At 72.0% G+C, this 2745-nt stretch carries 1 protein-coding gene; it reads right to left on the bottom strand.

Features of this window, described 5'->3' with window-relative positions:
* On the bottom strand, positions 1 to 2745 hold a 2745-nt coding region (locus SCWH03_RS28150; protein WP_173267740.1), incomplete at both ends, for a type I polyketide synthase.

Here is a 2745-nt window from a genome sequence, read left to right as displayed (position 1 = left end):
GCGTGATCGGGGTCCGGATGATACAGCGCATCCAGGTCCCACCCCCGATTCGTCGGAAAGCCGCTGATCGCATCGGTACCGTCCGCCACCAGGTCCCACAACTCCTCGGGGCTCGCGACCCCACCCGGGTAACGGCAGGCCATGCCCACGATCACGATCGGATCGTCCGTCGTCTGCGCCGCCACCGGCAGCGACCCCGCAGCATCCCGCGCCTCGCCGAAGAGCTCGCCCCTGACATAGCCGGCAAGGCGGTGGGAGGAGGGGTAGTCGAACACCACGGTGGCGGGCAGCCTGAGCCCGGTGACCGCGGTGAGGCGGTTGCGCAACTCGACCGCGGTCAGCGAGTCGAAGCCGAGTTCCTGGAAGGCGCGCTCCGGATCCACCGCGGCGTCGTTGTCGTAGCCGAGGACCGCCGCGACCTCGCCGCGGACCAGTCCCACAAGCGCCGCCGTGCGTCCCTCCTCGTCGAGGGCGGACAGACGCTGGACCAGTCCGGACGCCGTCTCCGCCCCGGCGATCCGCCGGCGGGCCCGCACCCGGATCAGGCCGCGCAGCAACGCGGGCACGCTCCCGAGTGCCTTGAGGGCCGCCAGGTCGAGCAGCACCGGCACCACGGACGCCCTTCCGCCGGCGACGGCGGCGTCGAACAGCTCCACGCCCCGCTCCGCGTCGATGGCCGGCATCCCCGACCGGGCCGCGCGCTCGGCGTCGTCACTCCTCGGCATACCGGTGTCCCAGGCGCCCCAGGCAAGGGAGACAGCGGGCAGCCCTTCGGCCCGTCGCCGGGTGGCGAGTGCGTCGAGGAACGCGTTGCCCGCCGCGTAGTTCCCCTGCCCGGCGTTGCCGAAGACCCCTGCGGCGCTGGAGAAGAGAACGAACCTGCTGACGTCCGAGAGGAGTTCGTGCAGGTTCCAGGCTGCGTCGGCCTTGGCGCGCAACACGTTGTCGAGTCGCTCGGGCGTCAGCGATTCCACGACACCGTCGTCGAGCACTCCGGCGGCGTGGACCACGGATCGGACAGGGTGCCGGTCGAGGAGCGCAGTGAGCGCATCCCGGTCGGCGACGTCGCAGGCAGCGACCGTGACGGCGGCGCCCAGCGCCTCCAGTTCGCTGACGTCCGCCCGTCCCCTGCGGCCGACCAGGACGAGGTCGGTGACGCCGTGCCGTTCGACCAGGTGCCGGGCGATGATCCGTCCCAGCCCTCCGGTGCCGCCCGTGATGAGCACAGGGCTTTCCCAGGCTGCCGGCTCCTCACCGGGCTCTGCGCCGAGCTCTGCCCGGGCCAGGCGTGCGGCGCGCGCCTCTCCTCCGCGGATCACGAGTTGGGGCTCGTCGAAGTCGAGCACGGCCAGCAGTGTCGCCAGGGATGAATCCTCATCGTCGATGTCGATCAGGGCGAAGCGGTCCGGGTGCTCGGACTGGGCAGAGCGGACCAGACCCCACACCGCGGCGCCCGCGAGGTCGTCGCCTTCGACGACGCCGCGGGTGACGAACACCAGACGGCCGCCCCGGTCGTCGGCGATCCACTCCTGCAGGAGACTCAGCACGTGGTGGGCGGCGCGGTGCGCGCCGTCGGCACTCGAATCGCCCGCCAGTGGCACCAGCACGACCTGCGTGTCAGCGAGCGCGAGTCGGCCTTCGACCCGGCCGACGGACAGCCCGAGCACATCAGGGCCGAGGACGCTGACACTCGTACCCGCCGCGGCGGGCGGCACGGCGACGGGTGACCACTCGACGCCGTACAACGCGTCACGGTGCGGGACGCCGGTCTCCCCTTCGGTAACCGCTCGTACCACCAGCGACTCGATGGACGCGACGGGGCGGCCGGCGGCGTCGGCGACCGCGATCGACGTGGCGGCGCCGTCGCGGGCGAGTCGCACCCGCACCGATGCGGCCCCGGTGGCGTGCAGGGAGACGTTCTCCCATGAGAACGGCAGCCCGGGAGTTCCGCTCTCGTCGAGCAGCAGGGCGTGCAGGGCGGCGTCGAGCAGCGCCGGGTGAACTCCGTACGGCGTCACGTCGATGTCGTCGGGCAGGGCGACCTCGGCGAACACCTCGTCGCCGCGCCGCCAGGCGGCCTTGAGTCCCTGGAAGGGGCCGTCGTAGGCGAACCCGGCCTCGGCGAACCGTTCATAGCAGCCCTGGACATCGACAGGCTCGGCTCCGGCCGGGGGCCACACGGTGGCGTCGAAGTCGATCCGCCGCTCACCGGAGGCCATCGCGCCGGTCGCGACCTGCGTCCACGGCAACTCCACGGCCCCGTCGGGCCGGGAGTGCACGGTGAAGGTACGGCGGCCCGACTCCTCCTCGGCAGACACCCGCATCTGGAGTGCGAGCCCGCCGGTCTCCGGAAGGATCACCGGAGCGTTCAGGGTCAGCTCCTCCAGCCGGTCGAGCCCGAGTTCGTCGCCGGCACGCACGGCCAGTTCGACGAGTGCCGCACCCGGCACCATGACACTGCCGGCCACGACGTGGTGGGCCAGCCAGGGATGGGTACGCAGGGCGATGCGACTGGTGAACAGGAAACCCTCGCCGTCGGCGAGTTCCGCCGAGGCGATCAGCAGTGGGTGGCCGAGAGCGACCATGCCGATACCGGACGCGTCGCCACCGCCGACGCGTACCGCGGGCCAGTAGGGGTGTCGTTCGAAGGGGTAGGTGGGCAGGTCGATGTGTGTGCCGCCGGGGTAGAACGATGTCCAGTCGATATCGGCGCCGCGGACATGGAGCCCGGCGAGCGCGGTCAGT

It is taken from the genome of Streptomyces pacificus, from assembly GCF_011766325.1.
Lineage (GTDB): Bacteria > Actinomycetota > Actinomycetes > Streptomycetales > Streptomycetaceae > Streptomyces > Streptomyces pacificus.
This window is presented reverse-complemented; position numbering and strand designations above follow the sequence as displayed.